This is a genomic window from Mycolicibacterium canariasense (assembly GCF_002101555.1).
GTDB classification, from domain to species: Bacteria; Actinomycetota; Actinomycetes; order Mycobacteriales; family Mycobacteriaceae; genus Mycobacterium; species Mycobacterium canariasense.
The window spans coordinates 111261-135559 of the sequence record NZ_LQOL01000042.1 but is presented as its reverse complement, the minus strand read 5'-3'; the positions used below and the strand labels follow the sequence as shown (position 1 = coordinate 135559).

At 69.9% G+C, this 24299-nt stretch carries 21 protein-coding genes; 10 read left to right on the top strand and 11 right to left on the bottom strand.

Annotation, left to right across the window (positions count from 1 at the left end; genetic code table 11):
* The first annotated feature begins 39 nt into the window (after positions 1-39).
* Positions 40-978, top strand: coding sequence for a helix-turn-helix domain-containing protein (locus tag AWB94_RS09930; protein WP_062660320.1), 939 nt, complete (start codon positions 40-42; stop codon positions 976-978).
* 5 nt (positions 979-983) lie between these two features.
* Complete coding sequence (locus AWB94_RS09925) at positions 984-1508, top strand: dihydrofolate reductase family protein (RefSeq protein ID WP_062660319.1); 525 nt, start codon at positions 984-986, stop codon at positions 1506-1508.
* Here AWB94_RS09925 and AWB94_RS09920 read toward each other — a convergent pair.
* On the bottom strand, positions 1505-2074 hold the full coding sequence (locus AWB94_RS09920) for a TetR/AcrR family transcriptional regulator (protein WP_062660469.1): 570 nt from the start codon (positions 2072-2074) through the stop codon (positions 1505-1507). The genes AWB94_RS09925 and AWB94_RS09920 overlap by 4 nt on opposite strands.
* A gap of 29 nt (positions 2075-2103) precedes the next feature.
* Positions 2104-2238 carry a hypothetical protein gene (locus AWB94_RS36090; protein ID WP_264020998.1) on the bottom strand — a complete coding sequence of 45 codons (135 nt, stop codon included), beginning with the start codon at positions 2236-2238 and terminating at the stop codon, positions 2104-2106.
* 213 nt (positions 2239-2451) lie between these two features.
* Here AWB94_RS36090 and AWB94_RS09915 point away from each other — a divergent pair, with 213 nt between their 5' ends.
* Complete coding sequence (locus tag AWB94_RS09915; RefSeq protein WP_062660318.1) at positions 2452-4284, top strand: acyl-CoA dehydrogenase; 1833 nt, start codon at positions 2452-2454, stop codon at positions 4282-4284.
* A gap of 13 nt (positions 4285-4297) precedes the next feature.
* Entirely contained in the window at positions 4298-4855 is a 558-nt protein-coding gene (locus AWB94_RS09910; RefSeq protein ID WP_062660317.1) for a hypothetical protein, read from the top strand.
* A gap of 15 nt (positions 4856-4870) precedes the next feature.
* Here AWB94_RS09910 and AWB94_RS09905 read toward each other — a convergent pair whose 3' ends face one another.
* Both AWB94_RS09905 and AWB94_RS09900 read right to left on the bottom strand, forming a co-directional pair.
* Positions 4871-6364, bottom strand: a complete 1494-nt coding sequence (locus AWB94_RS09905) for an aldehyde dehydrogenase (RefSeq protein ID WP_062660316.1) — start codon at positions 6362-6364, stop codon at positions 4871-4873.
* Positions 6365-6418: 54 nt separating this feature from the next.
* Positions 6419-7183, bottom strand: a complete 765-nt coding sequence (locus AWB94_RS09900; protein ID WP_062660315.1) for a class I SAM-dependent methyltransferase — start codon at positions 7181-7183, stop codon at positions 6419-6421.
* A 33-nt stretch (positions 7184-7216) separates the two neighbouring features.
* On the opposite strand from AWB94_RS09900, the gene AWB94_RS09895 reads away from it, so the two are divergent.
* Positions 7217-8380, top strand: coding sequence for a glycosyltransferase family 4 protein (locus AWB94_RS09895; RefSeq protein WP_062660314.1), 1164 nt, complete (start codon positions 7217-7219; stop codon positions 8378-8380).
* A gap of 4 nt (positions 8381-8384) precedes the next feature.
* Here AWB94_RS09895 and AWB94_RS09890 read toward each other — a convergent pair whose 3' ends face one another.
* The 3 genes from AWB94_RS09890 to pgfA form a co-directional block, all read right to left on the bottom strand.
* Entirely contained in the window at positions 8385-8666 is a 282-nt protein-coding gene (locus AWB94_RS09890) for a hypothetical protein (protein WP_062660313.1), read from the bottom strand.
* Between the two features lie 186 nt (positions 8667-8852).
* Positions 8853-10448 carry an MmpA family trehalose lipid delivery protein gene (locus AWB94_RS09885; RefSeq protein ID WP_201029646.1) on the bottom strand — a complete coding sequence of 532 codons (1596 nt, stop codon included), beginning with the start codon at positions 10446-10448 and terminating at the stop codon, positions 8853-8855.
* 17 nt (positions 10449-10465) lie between these two features.
* Positions 10466-11677, bottom strand: coding sequence for a cell envelope lipid trafficking protein PgfA (pgfA, locus tag AWB94_RS09880; RefSeq protein ID WP_024450310.1), 1212 nt, complete (start codon positions 11675-11677; stop codon positions 10466-10468).
* Between the two features lie 125 nt (positions 11678-11802).
* Between pgfA and AWB94_RS09875 the strand changes: the two genes are divergently transcribed.
* Genes AWB94_RS09875 through AWB94_RS09865 form a run of 3 tightly spaced genes read left to right on the top strand, consistent with a single transcriptional unit; the run spans position 11803 to position 14979 of the window.
* A complete protein-coding gene (locus AWB94_RS09875; protein WP_062660312.1) occupies positions 11803-12972 on the top strand; it encodes an acyltransferase family protein in 1170 nt (389 codons plus the stop codon).
* A gap of 46 nt (positions 12973-13018) precedes the next feature.
* Positions 13019-13915 (top strand): metal-dependent hydrolase, encoded by an 897-nt coding sequence (locus tag AWB94_RS09870; protein ID WP_024450308.1) that lies wholly within the window; start codon positions 13019-13021, stop codon positions 13913-13915.
* Entirely contained in the window at positions 13912-14979 is a 1068-nt protein-coding gene (locus AWB94_RS09865; protein WP_051562063.1) for a PDR/VanB family oxidoreductase, read from the top strand. The genes AWB94_RS09870 and AWB94_RS09865 overlap by 4 nt, the downstream gene beginning before the upstream one ends.
* Here AWB94_RS09865 and AWB94_RS09860 read toward each other — a convergent pair.
* The gene (locus AWB94_RS09860) at positions 14916-19115 is read right to left on the bottom strand and encodes an alpha-(1->3)-arabinofuranosyltransferase (protein WP_201029649.1); all 4200 of its coding nucleotides are present in this window, start codon (positions 19113-19115) and stop codon (positions 14916-14918) included. The genes AWB94_RS09865 and AWB94_RS09860 overlap by 64 nt on opposite strands.
* Before the next feature lie 79 nt (positions 19116-19194).
* Positions 19195-19368 carry a DUF2613 domain-containing protein gene (locus tag AWB94_RS09855; protein WP_064961435.1) on the bottom strand — a complete coding sequence of 58 codons (174 nt, stop codon included), beginning with the start codon at positions 19366-19368 and terminating at the stop codon, positions 19195-19197.
* A 125-nt stretch (positions 19369-19493) separates the two neighbouring features.
* Between AWB94_RS09855 and AWB94_RS09850 the strand changes: the two genes are divergently transcribed.
* Positions 19494-20636 carry a glycoside hydrolase family 3 N-terminal domain-containing protein gene (locus tag AWB94_RS09850; protein WP_062660311.1) on the top strand — a complete coding sequence of 381 codons (1143 nt, stop codon included), beginning with the start codon at positions 19494-19496 and terminating at the stop codon, positions 20634-20636.
* A gap of 10 nt (positions 20637-20646) precedes the next feature.
* Complete coding sequence (locus AWB94_RS09845) at positions 20647-21660, top strand: alcohol dehydrogenase catalytic domain-containing protein (RefSeq protein ID WP_062660310.1); 1014 nt, start codon at positions 20647-20649, stop codon at positions 21658-21660.
* A 6-nt stretch (positions 21661-21666) separates the two neighbouring features.
* Here the strand turns inward: AWB94_RS09845 and AWB94_RS09840 are convergent, their stop codons facing one another.
* Complete coding sequence (locus AWB94_RS09840) at positions 21667-23118, bottom strand: aminotransferase class I/II-fold pyridoxal phosphate-dependent enzyme (protein WP_062660309.1); 1452 nt, start codon at positions 23116-23118, stop codon at positions 21667-21669.
* Positions 23115-24281: an amidohydrolase family protein gene (locus AWB94_RS09835; protein ID WP_062660308.1), complete on the bottom strand. Its 1167-nt coding sequence runs from the start codon at positions 24279-24281 to the stop codon at positions 23115-23117. The genes AWB94_RS09840 and AWB94_RS09835 overlap by 4 nt, the downstream gene beginning before the upstream one ends.
* Positions 24282-24299: the final 18 nt, after the last annotated feature.

Here is a 24299-nt window from a genome sequence, read left to right as displayed (position 1 = left end):
GCACCGGAGTGTAGCCAACACGGTTGCGCAGAAAACGTCATGTCGCCCCGGCGGGTGGGACGGCCATACTCGGAAACCGTGAACGCACCTGGACGGGACCGGCTCCGCGAACTGCTCGACGCGGTGGTGGACGAGGCCAACGACGGGGTCGCGGGAATGGCCCGGGCCAGCTTCGTCTCGGAGTTTCACTTCTCCCGCGAGATCAGCAGGCTCACCGGGGAACCACCGGCGACCATGCGCCGGCGCATCATGCTGGAGCGGGCGGCCTGGCGGCTGCAACGTGGTCAGGGCGTGGCCGCGGTGGCGCTGGACGAGGGCTGGTCATCGCCCGAGGTGTTCTCCCGGGCCTTCCGCCGTGCGTTCGGCGTTCCCCCATCACAGGCCATCGAGGTCGGTTTCCGGCTGCCCGCGCCCAACGGCATGCACTTCCATCCACCGGCATCCCTGTGGCTGGACGCCCCGGCCGACACGCAGCCGCCGGCCGTGTCGGCCTTGATGGTGGCGCATGACATTGCCGATACCGCATACCTGATCGGGCAGGCCGGACACTTGACGGAAGAGCAATGGACGCATGAACTTTCACCGCAACAGGTGGTGCTGCCCTGGGACGGGGAGGAACCCAGCGTGGGTGCGGTGCTCGGTGCGGTGGTGTGGGCCAAACAGATGTGGCTGGCCAGCGTCGAGGGTGCCGACCTGCCGGATCGGCCCGCGCTGCGTTCGGCCGAGGAACTCGCCGCCGACCACGACGATATCGCCACCCGCTGGGCGGAGATGGTGCGTGACTACACCGCGCAGGGCCGGCTTGCCGATACCGTGATCGACGCGCTGTGCGACCCACCGGAGTCCTTCCAGCTGTACGGGATCATCGCGCACGTGCTCACCTACGCGGCGCATCGTCGGGAACTGGTGCGCGCCATGCTGGCTCGGATCGGTGTGAGCGTGCGCAGCGGCGATCCACTGGATTGGATGAGGAGGTAACCGAGGTGAAGACGATCTATTACACGGCATCCAGTCTGGACGGATTCGTCGTCGACGAGCGGGACAGCCTGGATTGGTTGACCAGCCGTGCCATCGACTCCGACGGTCCCTTCGGTTACGAGGCGTTCGCGAAATCCGTTGGGGCGCTGGTGATGGGATCGACAACCTACGAGTGGATCGTGCGTAATCACCCGGGCGGGTGGATGTACGAGCAACCCTCGTGGGTGCTGACCAGCCGCCCCGGCCGTGTCGTCGAGGGGCATCCGGTGCAGGTGTTCGACGGCGATGTCGCCGAGCTGCACCCCCAACTGCTGGCTGCGGCCGGAGATCTCGACGTGTGGGTGGTCGGCGGCGGCGTGGTGGCGGCGCAGTTCGTCGACGCCGGGCTGGTGGACGAGATGATCGTGAGCTACGCCCCATGCACGCTGGGGCGTGGTGCCCCGGTCCTGCCGCTGCGGTCGGAGTGGCGCCTGGTGGAGTCGGGCGTCAACGGCGACTTCGTCTGCACGCGCTTGGAGAAGGCCGGCTAGCGGCCAGGTACCCCGTATAGCCGGACGAATTCCCTTGACTTGAGCAGGAATTCGAGCTGCTGTCCAACCTGGTGCAGCGGTTCGGCGTTGCCCGCCGACCGGCACAATGCCACCGCCCCCTCCAGCGCGGCGATGCACATCACCGCCAGCGACTCGGCGTCGGCGAATTCGAATCCGTCGTTGCGGAAGGTCTGGGCCAGCGCGTCACGCCACCGCGCAAAGATTTCCCCTGCCGCCGAAGCCAGGACGGCCTGGTCCTCGGTGGTGCTGATCGCCGCCGCCATGACCGGGCAGCCCGCGGTGTAGGCACTGCCGGCCAGCGCACGTTCCCAGAAAGCGACGAACTGGCGCACCAGCGCCATCCCGCCACGGTCTGCGGCCGCGTCGATGACCTCGGTGATCGAGTCGCCCGCGTAGTTCAGCGCCTCGATGAGCAGCTGGTTACGGCCTTGCGGGAAGTGGTAGTAGACCGAGCCGCGAGGGGCACCGCTGCGGGCCAGCACCTCGTCGATGGTCAACCCGGCCGCTCCGCGTTCGCGCAGCACGTCGACCGCGGCGACCAGCATGGCGCGTCGGGTCGAACCGCGTTTGCGGGTCAGGCCGCCCGCTGCGGACGCCACTGCATGCCGCGCGGGTACAGCCGAGCCCGCACCCGGTTGAAGGTGTGACGAGGGCCGCCCACCTGATGTGCGCACCGGTGGCCGGCGACGTTGAGCTCGATGAGCAACATCGGTTGCCTCCAATCTATGGTCATGAGCATAGAAGACGACCACCACCGCGACAATCGCTGCCATGGGAAAAACGCCTGGTAGTGGGTTAACAATGCGTGAACACCTGTCAAGTCACATGACAGGCAGCAGCCAAGAATATGGTGCTGTGCATAATCGATGGGTGGCTCGCCGTTTGCCGGGGCATCTGGCGCGCGGGCCGTTAGGCTCGCGGCATGGGGCACTATCGCAGCAACGTGCGGGATGTCGAGTTCAACCTCTTCGAGGTGTACGAACTCGAAAAGGTATTGGCCACTGGCGAGTTCGGCGATCTTGATGGTGCGTCGGTGCGCGAGATGCTCGACGAGGCGGCCAGGCTCGCCGAAGGGCCATTGGCCGAAGCTTTCGCCGAGACCGACCGCCATCCCCCCACCTTCGACCCCGAATCACATGTGGTGAGCATCCCCGAGCCGTTCAAGAAGTCGCTGCGGGCCTGGCGGGACGGTGAATGGTTCCGGATCGGCCTGGACGAGGGTGTCGGGGGCGTCCCGGCCCCCGCGATGCTCTCCTGGGCGGTCGGCGAATTCGCCCTCGGCGCGCAGCCGGCGGCGTTCATGTACCTGGCCGGTCCGGTGCTGGCGAACATCCTCTTCGGTTTGGGCAACGAGCAGCAGCGCCGTTGGGCCGTGCAAGCCATGGAACGCAATTGGGGCGCCACCATGGTGCTCACCGAGCCCGATGCCGGATCCGACGTCGGTGCCGGCCGCACCAAGGCCGTTGCGCAGCCGGACGGCACCTGGCACCTGGACGGCGTGAAGCGGTTCATCACCAACGGTGATGCCGACGACCTGTTCGAGAACATGCTGCACATGGTGCTGGCCCGGCCCGAGGGGGCGGGGCCGGGTACCAAGGGACTGTCGTTGTTCGTCGTGCCGAAGTTCATCCCGGACCCGGAGACCGGCGCGCCGGGCGAACGCAACGGAGTCTTCGTCACCGGGCTTGAGCACAAGATGGGGCTGAAGGCATCGGCGACGTGCGAGCTGACCTTCGGGCAGCACGGTGTGCCCGCGGTCGGTTGGCTGGTGGGCGACACCCACAGCGGTATCGCGCAGATGTTCAAGATCATCGAGTACGCCCGAATGATGGTCGGCACCAAGGCGATATCCACCCTGTCCACCGGATACCTGAACGCGCTGGAATACGCCAAGACTCGCGTCCAGGGTGCCGATATGACGGAGATGACGAACAAGGCGGCGCCGCGCGTGACCATCGTGCACCATCCCGATGTGCGCCGGGCGTTGCTGACGCAGAAGGCCTATGCCGAGGGACTGCGCGCGCTGTACCTGTTCACCGCGGCGCACCAGGATCCCGCGGCGGCGGCCATCGTCTCCGGTGCCGATCCGTCGATGGCCGACCGGGTCAACGATCTGCTCCTGCCCATCGTCAAGGGGGTCGGGTCCGAGCGGGCTTACCAGTGCCTCACCGAATCGCTGCAAACCTTCGGCGGCTCAGGCTTTTTGCAGGATTACCCGATAGAGCAGTACATCCGGGATGCCAAGATCGACTCGCTGTACGAGGGCACCACGGCCATTCAGGCGCAGGACTTCTTCTTCCGCAAGATCGCCCGCGACCAGGGCGGTGCGCTGGCCCACGTCGTGGGCCGCATCCAGGCGTTCCTGGACCGGGACACCGCGCGCCCTGAGCTTGCGGACTGTCGGGCCCGGCTGCGGTCGGCATTGGCGGACGCGTCGGCGATGGTGACCGCGATGACCGGCTATCTGATGTCTTCCCAACAGAATTCGAGTGAGCTCTACCGGGTCGGCCTGTCCTCGGTGCCGTTCCTGCTGGCCGCCGGTGACCTGTTCATCGGGTGGCTGCTGTTGGAGCAGGCCGAGATTGCACTGAACGCGTTGGACACCGCCGGAGACCGGGACCGCGACTTCTACCTCGGCAAGGTCGGTGCGGCCGACTTCTTCGCCCGGCATGTGCTGCCGCGGTTGGCCGCGGACCGGGCGGTCATCGAGACGATGGAGCTGGCCCCGATGGAGCTGCCGGAGGGGGCGTTCTAGGCGCGATGACCCGATGAGCAAGTGGCTATCCAAGACGGCGGCCGGCGCGCTGACCGCCGCACTGCTCGCCACCGCGTGCGCGCACGAGAACGCGGCGGCGCCAACGACATCGACGACACCCGCCACCACGACAACCACGACGACGGACCAGACGGTCCTGCCCGGCGTCCCCGCCTTCCTGCCGCAGCCGCCGGCCAACCGCGGCCGACTCGACCTGATCGGTTACCGCACCGCGCCAGGACCGGACGGCAGCACCATCGCCACGGTGTACTTTCGCGCGCCGGCGGTGACCTCACAGCTGCCGCCGGGAATGACCGGCCCGCCGCCCTGCGATATCGCCCCGCACGTCACCGGTGCGGACACCGATCACGTCACCGTCGATATCGATCTGACGTTCTCGGCGAATTCGACTGCGGCCAACGCGATCATGGCCGACTGCTGGACCGGAGATGCGCACCAGCCGGTGGTGCGTTCGTACATGGTGGGTCCGGTGCCGGCCACGGCGAAACTGTTCACCGGGGCGCCGGCACCGGACACCCCGCTGCCGAAACTGACCGAACCGCCGCGGTAACAGGCCCGTCGAGAGTTACTCGGGGGTGTACCCGAACGGCAGCAGCACGCTCTTGGCCTGGGTGTAGGCCTCGATCCCTTCCGGGCCGTTCTCGCGGCCGATACCGGAGTTCTTGTACCCACCGAACGGTGCGCCCGGGTCGAATGCGTACATGTTCACCGCGTACGTCCCGGTGCGGATCTTCGACGCGATCTCGACCGCCTTGGCGAAATCCTGGGTGTAGACGCTGCCCGCCAGCCCGTACGGCGAATCGTTGGCGATGCGGACCGCGTCGTCCTCGGTGTCGTAGGCGATGACGGCCAGCACCGGCCCGAAGATCTCCTCCTGGGCGATGGTCATCGAGTTGTCGACATCGGCGAACACCGTCGGCTGCACGAACCAACCGGAATCCAGGCCCTCGGGGCGGCCGCCGCCGGCGACGATCCGGGCGCCCTCCTCGACGCCCTTCTTGATGTAGCCCTCGACCCGCTCGCGCTGCTTCTCGCTGATCAGGGGGCCGATCATGGACGCCGGATCATCGGGCATACCCACCTGCATGGCGCCGACCGCGGCGGCGAGCTTTTCCACCACCTCGTCGTAGCGCGAGCGCGGCGCCAGGATGCGGGTCTGGCCCACACAGGCCTGCCCGCAGTTCATCAGACCGGAGAACACCAGCATCGGCAGGGTCGAGTCCAGGTCGGCGTCCTCGAGGATGATCGCGGCGGACTTGCCGCCGAGTTCCAGCGTGCACGGCTTGAGTTTCTCGGCGGCGATCTTGCCGATCTCCTTGCCGACGGCACTGGACCCGGTGAAGGTCAACTTGTCCAACTCGGGGTTGTTGGTCAGCGCGCGTCCGGTGTCCGGCCCGCCCGGGACCACCGACAGGACCCCTTCCGGCAGACCGGCTTCGGCGAACACCTCGGCGAACAGGTTGGTGGTCAACGGGGTTTCGGCGGCGGGCTTGAGCACCACGGTGCAGCCGGCCAGCAGGGCGGGCCCCAACTTGTTACACGCCAGGAAGAACGGCACGTTCCAGGCGATGACGGCGCCGACCACCCCGACCGGCTCCTTGACCACCAGGGTCTGCCCGTAGACGCCGTCCCGGATGTCCTTCCACGCGAACTTGTCGGCCGCGCCGGCGAAGTACTGCAGCCCGGTCACGCCGGCGCCGAACTGCATCATGTCGACGATGGTCGGCGGCTGACCCGTCTCCAGCTTGAGCAGTTCCTTGAACTCCTCGGCACGCTCGTTGACCAGCTCCACGACCTTGGCCAGCACCGCCTGCCGCTCCTGGGGGGTCAGCCGCGGCCACGGGCCGTCGTCGAAGGCCTTGCGCGCCGCGGCGCACGCGGCGTTGACGTCGGCTTCGGCGGCCAGCGGAACCTGGCCGACCTTCTCGCCGGTGGCGGGCGAGAAGACCTCGATGATCTCGGAGGTCGACGGCTCGACCCACTGGCCGCCGATGAACAGCTTGTCCCAGTCGGTCCGGGCCAAGGTTGCGGTGCCCGCGGTAGTAGTGCTCTGTGTCATGGCCGTCACATTACCCAGTTCCGGGCCAAACGAGAACACGTTGCAATGGCGTTCTCAGGGCGCGCGCAACACCAGCACCAGATTGCTCACGGTGAATTCCCGCCAACCCGGGACCGCGGTCATCCACCACGCCCATCGTGGGTGGTAGCGGGGAAATGCGGCGACCAGCGCGCCCGTCGAACGAGCCCACGCCAACCCGTCCGCGGCGGACACCGCGAACAACGACGATCCGTAGTCGTTCTTCGGTCGATGCCCGTGTTTACGGGTGTACCGCTCGGCGGCGCGGCGGCCGCCCAGGTAATGCGTGAGGCCCATCTCGTGCCCCCCGAACGGGCCCAGCCACACCGTGTACGACAACACCACCAATCCGCCGGGGCGGGTCACCCGCAGCATCTCGTTGCCCAGCCGCCACGGATGCCGTACGTGCTCGGCGACGTTGGACGACAGACAGATGTCGACGCTGCCGTCGGCGAACGGCAGCGCCAGGCCCGACGCCCGGACGAACAGGCCGGTCCCAGGCTGGGCCGCCGGACCGGCGTGCATCTCCCGCGGGTCCGGCTCGACGCCGATATACGTCATCCCGGCGGCGTCGAACGCGGCCGAGAAGTAGCCCGGACCGCCACCGACGTCGCACACCGTGCGCCCGGCGGCAGGCGAACCGGTGCTGCCCGTCCACAGCTCGGCCACCATGGCGGCCGTGTCCGCGGCCAGCGCGCCGTAGAACCGGGCCGGATCGCTCTGCTCGAACCGGAACGCACCCAACAACCGCACCGACCGCCGCAGGGTGGCCCGCTCAGCGAACACATCGGTAGGACGCACCCGCTCAAACTACTCACCGGTACTCTCGACACGATGTCCGCGCGCCCACCCGTCCGTTCAGTACTGCTCTTGTGCTGGCGCGACACCGGTCACCCGCAAGGCGGCGGCAGCGAGGCCTATCTGCAGCGGATCGGCACCCAACTGGCCGCCGACGGAGTCGCGGTCACCATGCGCACGGCGCGCTATCCGGGCGCCCGGCGCCGCGAAGTGCTGGACGGGGTCACCGTCAGCCGCGGCGGTGGGCCCTACTCCGTCTACATCTGGGCCGGACTTGCCATGGTCTTGGCGCGAATCGGGCTGGGCCCGCTGCGCCGCGCGCGGCCCGACGTCGTCATCGACACCCAGAACGGCATCCCGTTCCTGGCCAGGCTCGCCTACGGCCGGCGATCGGTGGTGCTGGTACACCACTGCCACCGCGAACAGTGGCCGGTCGCCGGGCGCCGCACCGGCAGGTTCGGCTGGTTCGTCGAGTCGCGGCTCTCACCACGGCTGCACCGGCGCAATCAGTACGTCACCGTGTCGCTGCCCTCGGCCCGCGAACTCGTCGAACTGGGTGTCGGGAAGCACCGCATCGCGGTGGTACGCAACGGGCTGGACGCGGCCCCGCAGGGCAGCCTGGAGCAACCGCGGTCCGCGACGCCACGGGTGGCGGTGCTGTCGCGGCTGGTGCCGCACAAGCAGATCGAAGACGCGCTCGACGCGGTGGCCGCGCTACGGGCACGGATACCGGATCTGCACCTGGACATCGTCGGCGGCGGCTGGTGGCAGGACCGCCTGGTGCGCCACGCCACCCAGCTCGGCATCGCCGACGCCGTGACCTTCCACGGACACATTGCCGACGACGCCAAACATCAAGTGGTCCAACAATGTTGGGTACACCTGATGCCGTCGCGCAAGGAAGGCTGGGGGCTGGCCGTGGTCGAGGCGGCCCAGCACGGCGTCCCGACCATCGGGTACCGGTCCTCCGGCGGACTGACCGACTCGATCGTCGACGGCGTCACCGGCCTGCTGGTCGACGGCCCCGCCGAACTCACCGACGCCCTGGCCCGGCTGCTCACCGACCCGGTGCTGCGGATCGAGCTCGGCGCCAAGGCGCAGGTGCGCAGCACCGAGTTCTCCTGGAAGCAGAGCGCGGACGCGATGCGCGTGGTGCTGGAGTCGGTGCGTGCCGGCACCTACGTCAGCGGCGTGGTGTAGCGCCCTACTTCGGCGAGTTGCCGGGCAGGTTGCCGGGAGCCGCCGTCTGCGGGCCGGGCGCCTTCACCGTCGGTGTGAACAGGTTGCCGCCCGTCGGGCTGATGCTCTTCTCGGTCGGCTCCACCGGCGGCGCGCTGGTCGGCGCGGGAGTGGTGGTCGTGGTCGTCGTGGTGGTCGTGCTGGTGCTCGGTGCTTCCTTCTCACTGGTCGAGCACGCCACGCCAACGGTGGCCAGCGACGCCAGCAGCAGGCCGGCCGCGGTGCGGCGGATGATCGTCGCGTTCATGTGGAGCTCCTGTCGTCGTGCAGTGGATCGCGCTTGAACCTTAAACTGTGCAAACGCTGCGCGCGGACTGAAACTATCCCGGCCGCCGTGATGGCTCCGCGAGAGGCGTTTCGGGTCACCACAACCCCGCAGTCCGGGAGCGGCCATCGGGACACCGTCGACCGAAACGTGATATCGCCGGCGATGTCACGTTCTGGAATCGTCAGGCGCCTGCGATCGCCGCACGAGCGCAGACACTGCCACCACCCCGGCCCCCACCAGCAGCCCCAACCAGGCCAGGTGCGCGCCGATCAACAGCCCGCGCCCGGACGCGACAGGCGCGGTGCCGCCCACCCGGTACAGCGTGATATCGCCGTCGCGGTAGGCGACCGGCAGATTCAAAGCCGGCGATCCGGATTCGACCACCACCCAGCCGACACCGGCCGCGGCCAGCCGCTCCCGCGACGCGCCGCCGGCCAGCAGCGCGGTAATCGCCCGGCCGCGGGTGCCCTCCCCGGGCACGGTCCGCCCGCCGATCAGCAGGTCACCGCTGGACAGCACGTCGGCGGAGACCCAGCGCGGCAAGGGATCGAGCACCGGCGCGGGACCGGCCCACCCGAACTGCCGCATGCTGTCGGCCGGTAGCACCGCGACCGGACGGGGATCGGCGTTGATCAGCCGGGCTACCGCGGACCAGCCCGGCGGATAGTGCACCGCCCGCAGCTGCCCCGCCACCCCCCACCCCAGGTCGGGCAGCACGCCGATCAGCGCGGCGGCGCACACCACGGCCACCGCGCGGCCGTACCTGGCCACCCCCGCCCCCGCCAGCACGTAACCGGGCAACGCCAGTGCCACCCACTTCTGGCCGTCGCGCAGCACCCCCAACCCGGGGACCGCCCGGATCACCGTCTCGAGCAACGCCAGACCGGGCCCGGTCGCCGCCAGCGCCGGCAGCACCACCGCGACCACGGCCAGCACCAGCAGTGGTCGGGCCGCCCGGACCCGCAGCACCACCGGAAGCCCGACCGCGACCACCGCAACCAGTACGACCGTCGCCACCACGGCGAAAAGCGTTGTCCGCGAACCGGGCATCGCCTGCCCGTTCCAGATTCCGCCGAGACCGGCCAAGCTGCCCAGCGTCCCCAACCCGGGCTCGGCGCGCGCGGCGAACGCCCGAACCCCGCCACTGGCCGAGCCCGACAGCGACCCGGCCACCACCGACGCCGTCAGCCACGGCAGCGCGGCACCCGCCGACGCGGCCAGCGTCACCCCCACCGAGCGCCATCCCCGCGCGCACACCAGCGCCACCACCGCCGCCAGCATCAGCCCCGTCGGGGTCAGGCCCGCCAGGGCCAGCCAGAACACCAGCGCGGGCCAACTCTTCCGCAGGGCCGCCGACGCCACCCAGGGCAGGCAGCCGTACCCGACCAGCAGGCTCCAGTGCCCCTGCAACAAGCGTTCGGCGACATAGGGATTCCAGATCGCCAGCGTCACCGCCACGCCCTGACCGGCCACCCCGGTCGCCGGCAGCAGCACCGCCACCAGGCGGGCCGCACCCCAGCCGGCCAGCCACAGCCCGGCCACCAGCAGGACCTTGACCAGCACCCCGCCATCGATCACGGTCGACACGACGGCGACCAGGAAGTCCTGCGGCAGCGCGCGCGGGGCGGCCTCGGACAAACCGAGCGCGGCATCGGACAGATACGACCGCGGGGTGGACACCGCGTCGCGCAGCAGCAGATAACCCGGTCCCAGCAGCGGACCGGTGACGAGCAGGGCCAGCGCCAGCGCGTACGCCGGCACTACCGCATGCCGGGCTTTCAGACCGGTCGGTCCGGCGGCAGGTCGGTCGGTCGCCGGGTGGGGATCTTCTCGGTTTGCGCCTCGGCGGCCGGCATCGGACCGGATTCGTCGTCACGGCGGCTGAAGAACCCGCGATCCGATCCGTCCAGGCCGGGATCGATCAGGGCGGACTCGGCCCGCAACCCGAACGACCCGAGCAGCACGCCACCCACCAGCATCACCAAGCCCAGGCCGGCGAACGTGATCGGCAGGATCCGACTCCACAAGGCCAGGTTGTCGGCCTCGTCGCGCGCGGCGGAGACCTGGTTCTCCACCGTCGCCTCGGTGGAGGTCACGGTGTAGTCGGCGAACGTCACCTCCGGTTTGAGGGCGTCGCGTGAGTAGTAGTGAAAGGCGTGCTCTTTGGACTTGACGATGGTGCCGGTCACCGGGTCGACCCAGAACGTCCGCTGGGCGGCGTAGTAGCGGGTCATGGTGATGGGCGCGTAGGGATCCTCGGACGGCACGCCCCACTGCTGCGCGAGAGCGGTCACGGTGCTGTCGATGTCGTTGTCGTACAGCGACGCGTACTTGATCGGCTCGGCGAGCTTGCCGTCGGCGTCATAGCCCACGTTCTGGGTGAACCGGTAGGCGGTCAGCCCGTTGATGTCCTCTTCGCCGTCGTAGTTGGCGTCGAAGGCCTTCTGCGCGATCGGGTCGAAGTACGGGTAGGTCTTCTTCTCGGTGTCGAACGGGAAGCGGTAGGCCAGCCCCTCGTGCGGCAGCGCGATGTTGGTCGGCGGGTTCTGCTCCTCGATGGTGCGCGGCTTCTGCACGGCGCCGCCGGGGTTGGTGTCACTGGAGACCGCCTCGGCCGTGGTCCGGTTCAGTGTCACGGTGTCCACCATGGCCAGCAGCAGACCCTTGTCCTGCTGCTTGTCGGTGCGCCGCAGCGAGGTGCCGACCTGCAGGGTGACCACATCGGCGTTCGCCGGGGCCTCCACGCTGAGCTGCTGCTGCAACGCCACCGGAACGTTCTTGTTGATGACGAAATGTTCCGGCTGGGCCAGCGACGCCGGGTCCAGAGCGGTCCCGGTGCCCTCGCTGATCAGGTCGGCTTCGAGATCCAGCGGAATCTTGGCGATCTTGCCCTTGGTGTACGTCGACAACAGCAACGCGGCGATGAGCAGGGCAGCGCCGAGCCCCATCAGTCCGCACGCTGCAATTCGCAGGGCCACTGCGCGGTTCAACCCGTGCTCCCTTCGGTCGGACTTGACCCTAACAGCACACCGTAAGGGGGATGTTCAGGACAACTCCACCTCTGTGACTACCCGGTCGGTGCGCGGTATCCCGCTCGACCGGCAGACTGTTGGCCATGGGCACTTCCGAGATCGGCGGGACGCGTAGTTTCCTGCCCGCGGTCGAGGGGATGCGGGCCTGCGCGGCCATCGGCGTCGTCGTCACCCATGTGGCGTTCCAGACCGGGCACACCGGCGGTGTCGGCGGCCGGCTGTTGGGCCGATTCGACCTGGCGGTGGCGGTGTTCTTCGCGCTGTCCGGCTTCCTACTGTGGCGTGGTCACGCGGCCGCCGCCCGTGGCCTGCGTCAACGCCCCCCGACCGGGCACTATCTGCGGTCGCGGCTGGTGCGCATCATGCCCGGCTATCTGGTGGCCGTCGTGGTGGTGCTCACCCTGCTGCCGGATGCCGATGCCAACTTCACCGTGTGGCTGGCCAACCTCACGCTCACCCAGATCTACGTCCCGCTGACGCTGACCGCCGGGCTCACCCAGATGTGGAGCCTGTCGGTGGAGGTCAGTTTCTACCTGGCGCTGCCGCTGCTGGCGCTGCTGGCCCGCCGGCTGCCGGTGCGGGCACGGATCCCGGCCATCGCCGCGGTGGCCCTCGCGAGTCTGGCGTGGGGGCTGCTGCCGCTGCACCCGCCGGCCGGCGTGAACCCGCTGAACTGGCCGCCGGCCTTCTTCTCCTGGTTCGCTGCCGGCATGCTGCTGGCCGAGTTGACCGTCAGCCCGGTGGGCCTGCCGCACCGGCTGGCCCGCAACCGCGTGGTGATGGCCGCGGTGGCGGGCATCGCGTTCGTCGTCGCCGCGTCGCCGCTGGCCGGTCCGGAAGGCCTGACGCCGGGCACCGTGGGCCAGTTCGTGGTGAAGGTGACGATGGGCGCGGTGGTCGCCGGCGCCCTGCTGGCGCCGCTGGTGCTGGACCGGCCCGAGACACCGCACCGGCTACTGGGCAGCCGGCCCATGGTGACGCTGGGCCGCTGGTCCTACGGGCTGTTCGTCTGGCACCTAGCGGCCCTGGCCATGGTCTTCCCGATCATCGGGCAGTTCCCGTTCAACGGGCACATGCCCACGGTGCTGGTGCTCACGCTGATCTTCGGCTTCGCGATCGCGGCGGTCAGCTACGCCCTGGTCGAATCGCCGTGCCGCAACGCGCTGCGCCGCTGGGAGTACCGCAGGGGGCCGGCGCCGCCCCCGCTGGACAGTTCGGTCACCGAAGACCCCGAGCCCGCCATCGCGCGGTGACGGGCCGGGATCGACTTTATCCGGTACCGCGGGTACCGTTACGCCGATGGAGCTGTTGGATACCGACACCCCGGACGGCACCGCCATCGCCTTGCATGCCCGTCCCGTGCAGTTCGACCTGACCGACGTCCCGGCGCATTACGTCTACGGATATCCCGTCGCCACGCACCTCTACAACGGCCTGAGCCTGCTGCTGCCGGCCGGCGAGGAGTGGTTCATCACCGTCCTGAAAGAGGCGCTGCCGCACATCCAGGACGAGAAGCTGCGTGAGGACGTCATCGGCTTCATGGGCCAGGAGTCCATGCACGCCAACGCCCACGTCGGGCTCAACGAGTACCTGACCCGGCACGGTATCGACCCCGCACCGATGCTCGACCGCGCCAACTGGGTGTTCGGCCACCTGCTCGGTCCGCGCCAGACGACGGGGGAGGAAGCGCACAACTACCTGGTCGAGCGGCTGGCGGTGATCGCCGCGCTGGAGCACATCTTCGCCTTCCTCGGCGACTGGGTGCTCAACGCGGATCGGCTCAACGACACCACCGTCCACCCGGTGGTGCTCGACCTGCTGCGCTGGCACGGGGCCGAGGAGGTCGAGCACCGCATGGTCTCGCATGACGTGCTGCACTACTTCGACGGCAGCTACGTCCGCCGGGCGCGCGCCCAGGTGGTCGTCGCCCCGGTCCTGCTGTACCTGATCTGGCAGGGCATCCGCTATCTGATGCGCGTCGACCCGAATGTCACGATGTCACGTCGGCAGCGGAAGGTGGTGTGGCGCAACCTGTTCCGGTCCGCCCGTCGCGGCGTGACGCCGCCCATCCGGCACCTGGTGCTGCGCGCCCTGCAGTACTTCTCGCCCTGGTATCACCCCGGCGACGTCGGCGACACCGCGCAGGCGGTGGCCTATCTGGCGTCCTCGCCGGCCACCCGGCCCGCCGCGCAGTGAAACACGTCCCGCCGGTCGGCGCGCCCATCGACGACCGGGCCATCAATGTGGTGGCCACGGTGCTGGACAAGTTCTGGCTGCGTCCGGTGACCCGCAAGGGTTACACCGATCACCGCGCGGTGCGCAGCCCCGACGACCCGATGACGTTGGTGCTCACCGACCGTGTCGTGGTCGCCAGCGACAACGACGTGGTGGCACTGACTTTCGCCGATCCCGGTGGCGGGCCGTTGCCGGCCTGGCAGCCGGGTTCGCACCTCGATCTGCACCTGCCGTCCGGCCGGCGACGGCAGTACTCGCTGTGCGGTGACCCGCAGGACCGGTCCCGTTACCGCATCGCGGTACGCAAGATCCCCACCGGCGGTGGGGGTTCGCTGGAGATGCACGCGCTGGCCGAAGGGGACACCGTCACGGTGCGCGGGCCGCGCAACGGCTTTCCGTTCATCCCGCATCCGCGCGTGCTCTACCTGGCCGGTGGCATCGGCATCACGCCGATCCTGCCGATGGTGCGGGCCGCCCAGCGGTTGGGTCTGGACTGGCATTTCGTGTACTGCGGCCGCAGCGCCGACACCATCCCGTTCCTCGACGAGATGTGGCAGTGGGATCCGGCCCGGGTCACCATCCGCCTCGACGACGAGCACGGCATCCCCACGGCCGACGACCTGCTGCGCCACGCGCCCCGGGCCGGTGCGGTGTACGTGTGCGGGCCCCCGCCGATGATCGAGACCGTGCGCCACGGGTTCGGCCGAACCGATTCCAGCGCACTGTATTTCGAGCGTTTCAGCGCACCTCCGGTTGTCGACGGCAGCCCGTTCGAGGTCGAGTTGGCCGGCACCGGTGAGGTGGTCTCCGTCGCGGCCGACGAGACGCTGCTGCAGGCGCTGACCCGGGTCCGACCCGACATCGCGTACTCGTGCCGACAGGGTTTCTGCGGTACCTGCAAGATCGGGGTGCTGGCCGGCGCGCCCGACCACCGGGACAACCGGCTGACCGACGACGAACGTCAGTCCTCGATGCTCACCTGCGTATCACGTTCGCTCTCACCGCGTCTGGTGCTCGACGCATAGACCACCGTCGACGCGGCGAGCATGGCCACCGCGGTCAGTGCCGGCAGTTGCACCCACGGGGAATGGCCGACATAACCGTCCACCGACCGCCACGGATACCGCGACAGCGCCGCCCCGGCCAGGATCAGGCCCGCGGCGCAGGTGCCGACGGTGACCGTCTCCAGCGGTCGGGGCCGGTGCCGCAGCAGATGCCGCGCGCCGAGCGCCGCCGCGACCACCACCGCGCCGGCCACCCCGCTGATCACCGCGCCGGCCGCCAAGGCCAGGACCCCCAGCAGGACCGGCCGCGGCTTCCAGGTGCGCACGGGCTCACCGGCGCGTGGACGCCGGATCGGCAGCAGCGCAAGCAGCGCCAGGATCGGCAGCAGGGCCAACCCACCGAACAGCCCGACGCGGTAGGCCGCGTTCGAGGGGAAGGTCAGGGTGATCGGACCCGACGTGTCCGCCGGGACCACCCACCCCTGCTGCCAGCCGTTGACGGTGACCGGCCGCAGTGCGGCACCGCCGGCGGTATGGGCCACCCAGCCCGGGTTGCGGCTCTCGGGCACCACCAGGATCCGATCCTGGCCGGACGCCGTGACGTCGACCTCCCGACGGTCCGGTCCCCACTGCCCGCGGTGAACCGGATCCATTGGAGCGGAATGCAATTCGCGTGATGCCGGTGCCGACAGCGCGATCCCGTCGACGAAGAACGACGGCCCCGGACTGATCAGCAGTTCCTGCTGCCCGGCGGGCAGCGCGATCGGCCGGTTCTGGCAGGGGCTGGCGGCGATCGGCGCACCGTCGAGCAGTGCGCCGACGGTGGTGGTGATCGAGGTCTGCACGAACTGGCCGGCCACCCCGATGATCGGCCCCTGCCCGCAGGGCAACGTGATGGCGCGCGTGCGGTTGGCCGCGCCGTCGGCGGCGGCGACGGGCCGGTGGGCCCGGTCCAGCGCCGTCACCTCCGCCAGCCCTGGCGGCTTGAGCTGGTCGAAACCCAGTGCGTTGCGGTCGATCACGTCACGCCAGTCCAGGATGGACACGGTGATGGTGTCGGTCACCCGCGGTTTGAGGTCGACGGTCTGGGTCTTGGTGCCGGTCAGCGGGCGTACCTGCGGGCCGTCGCCGAGATCGATGGCCACCATGGTCGGATGCGCGGGCAGCTCCGAGCTGCTCGGCGCCAGCATCAGCGCCGCCACCTCCGCGGGTCTGGGCAGTTTGACCGTGAGGCTGGGGGCCGTCTTGAACTGCACCACGTTCTGCGGTGCGGTCCACGCCGTGTGCGGATCACCGTCGGCGGCGGCGTACGCCGAACCGAGCACGTCGATCGGGTCGGCGTCACCGGTGGCACGCGCGGTGTCGGGCATCGCGATCAGGTCCGCCAGGCGCGGGCCCTGACGGGCCCGGACCCAGACGGTCGGGGTGACCGACATGGCCGCGGGCACGGCCAACGTGCGGCTCAGGTTCACCGGCTCCTCGGGGGCCAGCGCCATCGCCGCGGCGCACCGCACCCCGTCCGGCGCCGTCGCGCATCCGGGCTGTCCCTGCAATTCCGTGCCGAGATCCCATTGCGCCACTTCCGATCCCGCGGGCGGGCCGGGTACCTCGACGGTGTGGCGCAGATTGACCGGATGGGCGAAACCGGAGGCGTCGTACTGGGTGACCGTGAAGTCGGTGATGCCGAACTGGACGCCGGGAGAGCCGTCGTTGGTGCCGACCGCGGTGATGCGCATCCACGGCGTCTCGCCGTAGGGCAGCGCCACCGACAGCGGCTTGCCCGGCTGGTCGAACCGCAAGGTGGTGGTGCCGTTGGCGGTCGACACCTCGATCCTGCGCACCTGGGCCCCGACGGCCGTGGCGCTCGGGGTGATGGTGAGTGAGGCGTTGGTGATCGGGTGGTCGAAGTCGACCTGCAGCCACTGCCCCACCGCGGTCTGCAACGCGTTGGAGACCCAGCTGGTCGACGAGTCCCCGTCGATCGCGGCGGCCGGGCCGGTCGACGGCGAGACATTGGGCAGTGCGGTGGAATCCGCTGCCGAACTGGACGCGGTGATCCGGCCGCCGGACCATCGGCCGTAGACCGGATCGGTGCCGGCGGGATAGTCCATCACCCGGTTGAAGGTGTGCCGCAGATCATCGGGGGTACGCACGGCCGACGAGTGGTTGTCCACCCGGCCGTAGTCGGTCTCGCGAGCCAACGGGGTGTCGGTGACGGTGACCAGCGGGGCAGGCAGTCCGGCACGTTCGGCGTCGGCCGCCAGCAACATCGGGCCCAGCGGCTCTCTGCCCAGCAGTCGGCGCCGTTCGTTGAGGCGCAACAACGCTTCCGGGCCGCCGTCCACACGGGCCATCGCGTCGGCGTCCACCAGATACGGTCCGGTGACGGCGTTGCGCACGCGGTAGATCTCCACCGCCGGATACCGGGGTCGCAACCCGCTGTCGGCGACGAATCCCTCCAGCAGGCCGGCCCCGACAGGCTCCCCGAAGGAGGCCACCTTCGTCAGGCCGGGGGAGTGGTCCACGGCACGGTGCACCAGCAGTGGCCGCGCCGACCGGGACGTCTCGGGATCCAGGTCGTTGCGCACCACCAGATAGGAAATGCCTTGCTGGGCAAGGGTGTCGGCGAGCCCGGCGGACGGCCGGCCGGCCGCGAACAGGCGCTGCACCGAATCCAGCGCGCGGATGGTCTCCGGCGGGGTGAGCGGAATGGAATCCCGTACCCCCCATGGGCTGTCGCCGAGGACCTGCAGCGGTTCGTCGTGGGTGTTGCCCCAGGTCTGGGTGGCGAACGGGGCGCCGGGCGCCACCAGCACCCGGCCCCGGTCGGTGTTGTGCTCGTCGAGCCAGCGGGCCGTGTCGTGCCAGTACTGCGGAATCGCGCTGAAGCTGCCGGGCGGGGTGAGCCGGCCGGTCCACGCCAGCGACGACCCCGCGGCCAACGCGGCCAGCACGACGATGGCCACCGCCACGCGCCGATCCTTCTCCGGGTGCGTCCACACCGGGAGCCACACCGCGCGGGGCGCGCTGCCCGGCAGCGGAACCCGGCCCAGCAGATGCGCCAGCCCCAGCGTCAGCGGCAGCCGGATCAAGGGTTCGAGCTTGTGCACGTTGCGCAGCGGGGTGCCGGCGGCATCCAGGAACAGCTGCACCTGGTGGGCGATCGGCGAACCCAGCCCGCCGGAGTAGCCCGCCGCCAGCGCGACGATCCCGATCAGCAGGATGGTGATGAGCCGGCCGCGGGCCGGCATGGTGCGCATCGCCAGCCCGGCCAGCCCGGCGGCCGCGACGAGGGTGGTGGCCAGCACCGCCACCGAACCGGTCACCAGGGAGGAGCCGGCGGTCGCCGTGGTGGCCACGAACGGTGTCCAGCTGTCGGTGCCCCGCAACACCTCGGTCAGCGACAGCCAGCTGGTGGTGACGCCCGAGGATTCGATGTAGTCCAGGAACGGCGGGCTGATCCGGCCCAGCAGTACCAGCGCCACCGCCCACCAGGTAACGGCCAGCACCGTACAGACCGCCCACCACGCGGTGAACCGCCACCACTGCCGGTTCGGCCGGTGTGCGGCCCACCAGATGACCGCTGCCAGGCAACCGGTCAGGGTGGCCACGGCGTTCACGGCGCCCATCAGGGCGACGGCCACCGCGGAACGGGCGGCCAACGTCCGGACCCTGGGGTCGCCGCGCATCACCAGGATCACCGGCAGCAGCACCCAGGGCGCCAGCATCATCGGCAGCGTCTCCGACGAGATGGCGCCCAGGGTGGTCAGCACCCGCGGGGACAGGGCGAACGCCGTCGCCGCGATGATCCGGGACGTCGGATTCCCGATCCGCAGCGCCTCGGCCACCCGCAGCAGGCCCCAGAACCCGGCCGTCAGCAGCAACGCCCACCACAGCCGCTGGGTCACCCAGCCAGGCAGCCCGATCAGGTCACCGAGCAGGAAGAAGGCCCCGTGCGGGAACAGATAGCCGTACGCCTGGTTCTGCGCCTGGCCGAACGGCAGGTCGCTGTTCCACAGGTTGGCCGCGCGGGCCAGAAACCGCAGCGGGTTGGCGGTGAGATCCAGTTTGGTGTCGGGCGAGACGCGGCCCGGGGACTGCGCGAGGCACAGGATCAGCGAGAGGAGGCCGACCAGCCACAACCAGCGGCGGGACAGCGGGGCGAGCGCAGCGACGGGGTCGGTTTCCGATGCGAGCGCGGCGACGGGGTCGGATTCCGAGGCGGTTGCCCCGGGGTTAGGCCCGGTCGCCGTATTCAACGCGGTTGAGCACGGATGACGCCGGGTCACCCGACTGCACCGGCGGCTTGGTGTCCTGCTGGATCATCAGCGTCACACCGAAGATCGCGGCCGCACCCAGCAAAAGGCCGACGACGATGCTGGCCGCGGCGGGCACGACGAACCGATCCATGCCGTCAACCTAGCACGGGACAATATGAGCGTGATGAGTCCGGAATGGGTGTTCCGGCGTCGCGCCGAACACCGGCCTTCGGGTGTTCCCCGGCCGATGCTGTGCGCCGACTAAGGTCACTTGGCATGCCGATGTCCCGCACCCTGGGTGCCCTGACAGCGCTGTCCGGACTGTTGCTGGGCTGCTCCCACGCCGAACCCGCCGCGTCGCCGGTGACCAGCAGCGTCACCCCGGCATCGACCAGCGCCCCGCTGGCGCCGGCTCCGGCCGAGGCGCTGCCGCTGTGCGGCGACGTCACCGCCATCCCGCTGCGCGAGAAACTGGCCCAGCTGCTCATGGTCGGCGTCACCGACGCCGCCGACGCCAAGGCCGTGGTGACCGATTACCACGTCGGCGGCATCTTCATCGGCAGCTGGACCGACAAGGCGATCTTCGGTGACCTCAAGGGCATCACCGACGCCGCGTCCGCGCTGCCGTTGGGGGTCAGCGTCGACGAGGAGGGCGGCCGGGTGTCGCGGCTGGCGGACCTGATCGGAGCGCAGCCCTCGCCGCGGGTGCTGGCCCAGACCAAGACACCCGACGAGGTGTATCAGATTGCGCTGCAACGCGGTCAGGCGTTGCGTGGGCTCGGCATCACCGTCGACTTCGCCCCCGTCGTCGACGTCACCGAGGAAGCCGACGACGAGGTGATCGGGGATCGGTCCTTCGGTTCGGACCCGGCCAAGGTGACCGAATACGCCGGCGCCTACGCCCGCGGGTTGCGCGACGGCGGCGTCACGCCGGTGCTCAAGCATTTCCCCGGGCACGGCCACGGCTCGGGCGATTCGCACACCGGCGCGGTCACCACCCCGCCGCTGGACGCGCTGAAGGCCGACGACCTGGTGCCGTACCGGACGCTCACCACCGAACCCGGTGTCGCCGTCATGGTCGGACACCTGCAGGTCCCGGGGCTGACCGGCACCGACCCGGCCAGCCTCAGTGGCGCCGCCTACGGCCTGCTGCGCTCCGGCGGGTACGGCGGACCGGGGTTCAACGGCGTGGTGTACACCGACGACCTGTCCAGCATGGCGGCCATCAACGCGCGTTACGGCGTGGCCGAGGCGGTGCTGCGGGCGCTGCAGGCCGGCGCCGACATCGCGTTGTGGGTGACCACCGGTGAGGTGCCTGCGGTGCTGGACCACCTGGAGAAGTCGGTCAACGCCGGCCAGCTGGCGGTGCCCCGATTGGATGATTCGCTTCGCCGGTTGGCGGCGGCGAAATGCGGATAATCTGGCGCTCATGAGCACTCATCGCGCCGTGCACGTCGCCTCCGCCCAGGCCGCGCTCGAACTCGTCGATGTCGAGACGTCGCCGCCGCCGGCCGGGCATGTGCGCATCGCGGTGGCGGCCTGCGGCGTGTGCGGCACCGACCGGGAGTTCGTCGCCGGACACTTCCCCGGCATGACCTGGCCGTTGACCCCCGGCCACGAGATCGCCGGCACCATTGCCGAAATCGGGTCGGGTGTCGAAGGGTTCGCTGTCGGTGATCGGGTGGCGGTCGGCTGGTTCGGCGGCAATTGCAACCATTGCGGGCAGTGCCGCAAGGGTCAGTTCATCCACTGCGAGAACGGTCAGGTGCCCAGCTGGCAGTACCCGGGCGGGTACGCGCAATCGGTCACCGCGCCGGCCACCGCGCTGGCCAGGATCCCCGACGGGCTGTCCTTCGTCGATGCCGCCCCGATGAGTTGCGCCGGCGTCACCGTCTACCACGCGCTGCGTTCGACGCACGCCGTCGCCGGCGACCGCGTCGCGGTGCTCGGTGTCGGTGGGCTGGGGCATCTCGGCGTCCAGTTCGCGCGTGCCATGGGGTTCGAGACCGTCGCCGTCGCGCGCGGTGCCGACAAGGCCGAGGACGCCCGACGGTTCGGTGCCCACCATTACGTCGACTCCACCGCCGGCGATGTCAGCGAGGCGCTGCGCGCGCTCGGCGGTGTCGCGGTGGTACTGGCCACCGCCGCCAACTCGACCGCGATCGGCCAGACGGTCGGCGGGCTCAACCCGCGCGGTGAGCTGGTCGTCATCGGGGTGTCGGCAGATCCGCTGCCCATCAGCCCGCTGGATCTGATCACCCCGGCGCTCACGGTGGCAGGTCATCCGTCGGGAACGGCCGCCGATGTCGAGGACACCATGAATTTCGCTGTCCTGCACGATGTTCGGGCGCAAATCCAGGAGTATCCGCTGGAGCGGGCCGCCGAGGCGTATGCCGCGATGGAACAGGGCCACGCCCGCTACCGCGGGGTCATCACGACCTGAGCCGCTTCAGCGCACCACCAAGACGTGCTGCAGTGACGGATCCGATGCGCTGATGGGGGTGCCCGCCGCGGCCAGGGCCCGCAGCAGGGCCACCACGTCTGCGGACAGGCGCTCGCCCGGCATCACCAACGGTATTCCCGGCGGGTACGGCGTGATGGCCTCGGCGGAAACCCGGCCGGTGGCCGCGGTCAGCCCGACCGCCTCGTCGGCGGCGAAGAACGCCTCACGCGGGGTCAGCACCGGGTCGGCGCGCAGCGCGAGCAGGTCGGTGACCAGCCCGGCATCGGCGCCCTCGTCGGCACGCGTGCCGAAATGCGCTGATGCCTCGGCGAATCCGTCGACCAGGCGGTCCATATCGTGATCGGTGTTGCCGATCGTCGTGATGCACAGGATGTGGCCGGGCCCGCTGAGTTCGGGTTGCACCCCGTGCAGGCGGTTCAGCCGGGCCAGCACATCCCTGGCGTCGGCGGCCAGGCCAGCGGTGCCGACCAGCAGCTTGGTCTCGTCAAGCTGGCAGAAACCGGTTCCCGGGCCGGTGGCGTCGGACGGGCGCAACACCCGCAGCCCGGGGATCGATCCGATCCGCGCGGCCGCCGTCCGAGCCCGCCGCAGGGTCGCGGTCAGCAGTTCGGTACCCGTGCAGGCCATCTGGCGGCGCGCCGTGTCGATGGACGCCATGATGGCGAAATGCGGGCTAGTGGTCTGCACCAGTTGCAGCGCCCGCCGCACCGTCGCCGGGTCCAGCTGCGCCGGGTCGATGTGCAGCACCGCGGCCTGGCTCAGACCGGACAGGATCTTGTGCACCGACTGCACCGTCGCGGCCGCCCCGGCCCGCTCGGCGGCCGGAGGGAGGTCGTCGTGGAAGGCGAAGTGCGGCGAGTGCGCGCCGTCCACCAGAAGCCGGGCCCCGTGGCCGCGGCACAGATCGGAGAGCGCCGCGATATCGGCGGTGGTCCCGTAGTAGGTGGGGTGCAACAGCCATAGTGCCGTGGCGCCGGTGTCCCGAAGGGCCCGTTCGACGGCGGTGACACCCAATCCATGGGCGACGCCGAAGCGGGCGTCCCACTGCGGTTCCAGCCACACCGGCCTGGCCCCGGACTGCACCAGCCCGGCCAGCACCGACTTGTGCGCATTGCGTTGCACCAGAACGGGTTCGCCGGGCCGTAGCGCGCTCAGGGCCACGGCGATGTTCCCGCCGGTGGAACCCTGCACCATGACGAAACTCTGCCCGGCGCCCCAGGCCTGTGCGATCAGCCGCTCGGCGTCGGCGATCGGGCCCTCGGGGCAGTGCAGCGTGTCCAGGTCGGGCAGGTTGTTCAGATCCACCTCGGCGATATGCGTCCGCAGCCACGGATCCAGCGAGCGGCCACCCTTGTGCCCCGGACTGTAGAACGGCGCCTGCTCACGTTCGACGAAGGCGCGCAACGCATCCAGCAGCGGTGCCCGTGACTGGTTCAAAGCCCGTACACCCGGGTGGCGTTGTGCACGCCGATCATGTCGACGATCCGGATGGCGTCGGGCACCGTGCAATCGCCGTGCCGGATCCAGGTGCCCAGCTCGATGCCCATCGCGCGGCGCCACAGCACCGAGCCCAGCACGTGCAGTTCGGGCGGGCCGAACGCATCCGAGGAGAACAGTTGTTTGGCGAACGGGGCCGTCTCCATTGCCTCGGCCACCAGCCCGGTGGACCGCACTCCCAGGTAGTTGATTGCCAGGCCCACATCGAAATTCACGTGATCGAAGGCCTGCGCCAGATACCCGGCCTGTCGGTGGAACGGGTAGCAGTGCAGCAACAGCACCGGGACCGGTGCCATGGTGCGCAGCAGCGGCAACAACAGCAGCGGATCGGTGCGGTGCAGGTCCAGGTCACGGTCGCCGAAGCCGACGTGCACCTGGATCGGCAAGCCGTGCTCGGCGGCCTCGTGCACGCCGAAGGCGATCAGCACGGGGCTGTCCAGGCGCAGTGCCCCGCGTGCGGCCAGTTCGCGGGCATGCTCGATCACCTGGGTATCCGTGGGCCGCGACCAGTCGATGTCGAAGCCGGTGCGGTAGGCCGCGATGGTCTTGGTGCCCACGGTATCCGGGTCGTCGACCGCGGCGACCAGGTGCGCACGGAACGCCGCCGGGAAATCGTGCGCGGCGGTGCCGTCCTCGAGGAGTTCCTCGGCGAGCCGTTCCAGCCGTAGGATCGACGACGACGGTCGCCCGCTCAGCTCCGTCAGTCGCTGCGGTGTGGTGATCAGATCGCCCTTGAAACCGGTGTCCACCACCCAGCGTTCGACGCCCGCGGCCGGCAGCAGCAGTTCGGCCAGCTCGGCCGGGCTCAGTTCGGCCCGGCGTTTCCAATACGTGTCGGCATCGGCGAAGGCGTCCAGCCCCAGTAACGGGGCGCACCAGCGGCGGATGGAAAGGCCGAGCGGAGAATCGAATTGGGTCATGAAGTCGGGAATCGGGTCGTTGGACCCTTCGTTGATCGACTGCTCGAAACCGGCGCGGTCGACCGGCTGGTCGAACACCCCGTGCACGTGATGGTCGATCAACGCGACGGTGCGCAGATGATCGGCCAGCCCGTCCGGCACGTCCACCCCGTCGAACACGTCGAGCGTCTCACCACCCGGCATGGCGGGCCACCTCCTCGG

What these genes read in the sequence shown, in the direction of transcription:
- AWB94_RS09845 (WP_062660310.1), top strand. Translation starts at nt 20,647, where the DNA reads ATGAGCACTCATCGCGCCGTGCACGTCGCCTCCGCCCAGGCCGCGCTC.
- AWB94_RS09930 (WP_062660320.1), top strand. Translation starts at nt 40, where the DNA reads ATGTCGCCCCGGCGGGTGGGACGGCCATACTCGGAAACCGTGAACGCA.
- AWB94_RS09870 (WP_024450308.1), top strand. Translation starts at nt 13,019, where the DNA reads ATGGAGCTGTTGGATACCGACACCCCGGACGGCACCGCCATCGCCTTG.
- AWB94_RS09915 (WP_062660318.1), top strand. Translation starts at nt 2,452, where the DNA reads ATGGGGCACTATCGCAGCAACGTGCGGGATGTCGAGTTCAACCTCTTC.
- AWB94_RS09910 (WP_062660317.1), top strand. Translation starts at nt 4,298, where the DNA reads ATGAGCAAGTGGCTATCCAAGACGGCGGCCGGCGCGCTGACCGCCGCA.
- AWB94_RS09875 (WP_062660312.1), top strand. Translation starts at nt 11,803, where the DNA reads ATGGGCACTTCCGAGATCGGCGGGACGCGTAGTTTCCTGCCCGCGGTC.
- AWB94_RS09890 (WP_062660313.1), bottom strand. Translation starts at nt 8,666, where the DNA reads ATGAACGCGACGATCATCCGCCGCACCGCGGCCGGCCTGCTGCTGGCG.
- AWB94_RS36090 (WP_264020998.1), bottom strand. Translation starts at nt 2,238, where the DNA reads ATGTTGCTCATCGAGCTCAACGTCGCCGGCCACCGGTGCGCACATCAG.
- AWB94_RS09920 (WP_062660469.1), bottom strand. Translation starts at nt 2,074, where the DNA reads ATGCTGGTCGCCGCGGTCGACGTGCTGCGCGAACGCGGAGCGGCCGGG.
- AWB94_RS09895 (WP_062660314.1), top strand. Translation starts at nt 7,217, where the DNA reads ATGTCCGCGCGCCCACCCGTCCGTTCAGTACTGCTCTTGTGCTGGCGC.
- AWB94_RS09835 (WP_062660308.1), bottom strand. Translation starts at nt 24,281, where the DNA reads ATGCCGGGTGGTGAGACGCTCGACGTGTTCGACGGGGTGGACGTGCCG.
- AWB94_RS09855 (WP_064961435.1), bottom strand. Translation starts at nt 19,368, where the DNA reads ATGGATCGGTTCGTCGTGCCCGCCGCGGCCAGCATCGTCGTCGGCCTT.
- AWB94_RS09850 (WP_062660311.1), top strand. Translation starts at nt 19,494, where the DNA reads ATGCCGATGTCCCGCACCCTGGGTGCCCTGACAGCGCTGTCCGGACTG.
- AWB94_RS09905 (WP_062660316.1), bottom strand. Translation starts at nt 6,364, where the DNA reads ATGACACAGAGCACTACTACCGCGGGCACCGCAACCTTGGCCCGGACC.